The sequence below is a fragment of the Mycobacterium sp. genome, from assembly GCF_035697385.1.
Taxonomy (GTDB): domain Bacteria; phylum Actinomycetota; class Actinomycetes; order Mycobacteriales; family Mycobacteriaceae; genus Mycobacterium.
In genome coordinates this window covers 1-2,621 of the sequence record NZ_DASSCY010000320.1, presented here as the reverse complement: position 1 = coordinate 2,621, position 2,621 = coordinate 1, and the positions used below count along the sequence as shown (strand labels likewise).

Genomic DNA, 2,621 nt, shown 5'->3' with positions numbered 1-2,621 from the left:
GGGCTGACGACGAACAGCACCTTGATGTCGTCCGGGTTGCGGCCCTGCGCCGCAGCCCTGGCCCGGACGTCGTCGCGGTAGGACTTCATTCCTTCCACGCCGTTCGCGACGGCGATGATCGAATCCGCATACTTCGCAGCGAACTGGCGGCCTTTTGGAGATCCGCCCGCCTGCACGAAGGTGGGCTGCCCCTGCGGCGAGCGCACCGTGTTCAGTGGGCCGCGGGATTTGAAGTACTTGCCCGCGAAGTGGATGGCGTGGACCTTCTTGAAGTCCGCGTATGTGTTGGTCTCACGGTCGCGGACCACCGCATCCGGCTCCCAGGAGTCCCAGAGCTGGCACACGAGGTCGACGTACTCGTCGGCGATCTCGTAGCGCAGGTCGTGTTCGGTGAGCTTGTCCATGCCGAAGTTCTGCGCCGAGCCGTCCTCACCGGACGTGACGATGTTCCAGCCGAATCGGCCTTCGGCGATGCTGTCGAGGGTGGATGCCAGGCGGGCGAGCAGGAACGGCGGGTAGAACGTCGTCGACATGGTCGCAACCACGCCCATCTTCGACGTGGCGGCGGCCATGATCGCCGCGAGTGGCGCCGGATCGTGCTTGGGCGCCATGGTGGCGTATTTGAGGTAAACCTCCGAGTTGCCGCCGTAGGCCTCGGACACCATCAGCGTGTCCTCGATCATGATGTAGTCGAAGCAGGCCTTCTCCATCGCCTGGGCCATCTCGATGTAGAACTTCCCGTTCCACGGCATACCGTCGTTGCCGAACGGAGTGTTCCACTCGTTGGCGGTGAAGTTCATGAACCAACCGAAATGTAATCGCTTGTCGCTCATCAGAACTCCCGCAGGTGGTCGCGCAGCATCGTGGTGGTGTACTCCGATCGAACCAGGCCGCGCTTCTGCAGCTCCGGCACAAGGCCGTCGGTGATCTCGGTGACGTAGCGGCGGTTGAGTCGCATGACCGGGCTGGTGATCAGGAAGCCGTCGCCACCGACCTGATCCATCACCTCGCCCATCTCATCGGCCACTTCGGCGGGTGTGCCGACAAACGGGACATTGCCGGATATGCCGCTGCCGGTGACGATTTCGCGCAGCGTCTTGCCCTCGCCGCGGGCCAGGAAGCTTTCGAGCGCGCCGCGCTCACCGTTGGTCGACACGTTGGGGACCGGCTTGTCGAGGTCGAACTGGGCGAAGTCGATCTCGGTGATCGAGGAGATCTCGGCAAGCATGTACTCGATGTAGAGCGGGTCGGTGAACCACCTCTCCTGCTTGGCCAGCGCCTCCTCGTGGGTGTCGGCGACGATCGGTGTGACGAGGTAGAGCAGCTTGCAGTGCGAGGGATCGCGGCCGTTGGCCTTCATCCGGGCATGGATGTCGTCGCGGTAGGCCTTCATGGCCTCGACACCGTTGGCAGGCGCAACGATCGTGTCGGCGTGCTGCGCGGCCAGTTCACGTCCCGGCGGCGACGCGCCCGCCTGCGCGATCGTGGGGCGGTACTGCGGTGACGGCGCGGTGTTCAACGGGCCGCGCGACTTGAAGTACTTGCCCTCGAAGTCGATCGTGTGGACCTTCTTGTAATTGGCGTACGTGCCGGTCATGTAGTCGCGCTCGATGGCGTCGGGCTCCCACGACTCCCACAGCTTGCTGACCAGTTCCAGGTACTCGCTGGCCCGCACGTAGCGCTCGTCGTGCTCGTAGAGCTTGTCGAGCCCGAAGTTCTGCGCGGCGCGGTCCTCCCCGGATGTGACGACGTTCCAGCCGAATCGCCCGCGGGCGATGTGGTCGATGGTGCTGCAGAGCCGGGCCAGCAGGAATGGCGGATAGAAGCTGGTCGACATCGTCGGGACGACGCCGAGCCGGGCCGTGGCGGCGGCCATCAGCACAGCGAGCGGAACCGGGTCGTGTTTGGGGTTCACGCCGTGCTTGAGGTCGTGCTCCATGGTGCCGCCATACGCGGTCGACACCATGAGCTTGTCCTCGATCAGGACGTAGTCGAACTTGGCGCGCTCGAGATCCTTGGCCATCTCGACGTAGAAGTCGCCGGTGAAATCACGCCCACCGTCACCCCAGTTCCCGTTCCACTCGTCGGCGACGAAGTTCAAGAACCACCCCAGATGAAACATGTCGGTCATGTCGTCAAGACAACTTGGGAGGCGTTACTCCGCAATGTCCCGTCGGTTTCACCGAGATTGCGCTGAGGATCAATAGCCTGGGTAGATGCGCTGGATCGTGGACGGGATGAACGTGATCGGCTCCCGGCCGGACGGCTGGTGGCGGGATCGTCGGCGCGCGATGGGGGCACTGATCGGCCAGCTCGAGCAGTGGGCGACGGCCCACGGCGACGACGTCACGGTGGTCTTTGAGCGGCCGCTGTCGCCGCCGTTGGAATCGGCTGTGATCACGGTTGCGCATGCGCCGAAGGCGGCTGCGAATTCGGCCGACGACGAGATCGTCCGACTGGTGCGTGAGGACGCCAACCCCGGCGAGATCCGCGTCGCAACCTCGGACCGTGCGCTGTCCGAGCGCATCCGGGCGGCCGGTGCGTCCGTCTATCCGGCGGAGAAGCTTCGCAACGAGATCGATCCCCGTTAGGCCGCTGGCGCCCAGGCCGGTGACCGACCG

3 protein-coding genes are annotated in these 2,621 nt (G+C 64.7%); 1 reads left to right on the top strand and 2 read right to left on the bottom strand.

Annotated elements, in window-relative coordinates:
• The coding region (locus VFH65_RS27295; protein WP_353325963.1) for an NtaA/DmoA family FMN-dependent monooxygenase at positions 1–833 on the bottom strand (833 nt) is incomplete at its 3' end.
• Positions 833–2,131: an NtaA/DmoA family FMN-dependent monooxygenase gene (locus VFH65_RS27290; protein WP_353325962.1), complete on the bottom strand. Its 1,299-nt coding sequence runs from the start codon at positions 2,129–2,131 to the stop codon at positions 833–835. The genes VFH65_RS27295 and VFH65_RS27290, both read right to left, overlap by 1 nt.
• Positions 2,132–2,216: 85 nt before the next feature.
• Between VFH65_RS27290 and VFH65_RS27285 the strand changes: the two genes are divergently transcribed.
• Complete coding sequence (locus VFH65_RS27285; protein WP_353325960.1) at positions 2,217–2,591, top strand: NYN domain-containing protein; 375 nt, start codon at positions 2,217–2,219, stop codon at positions 2,589–2,591.
• The last annotated feature ends 30 nt before the right edge of the window (positions 2,592–2,621 follow it).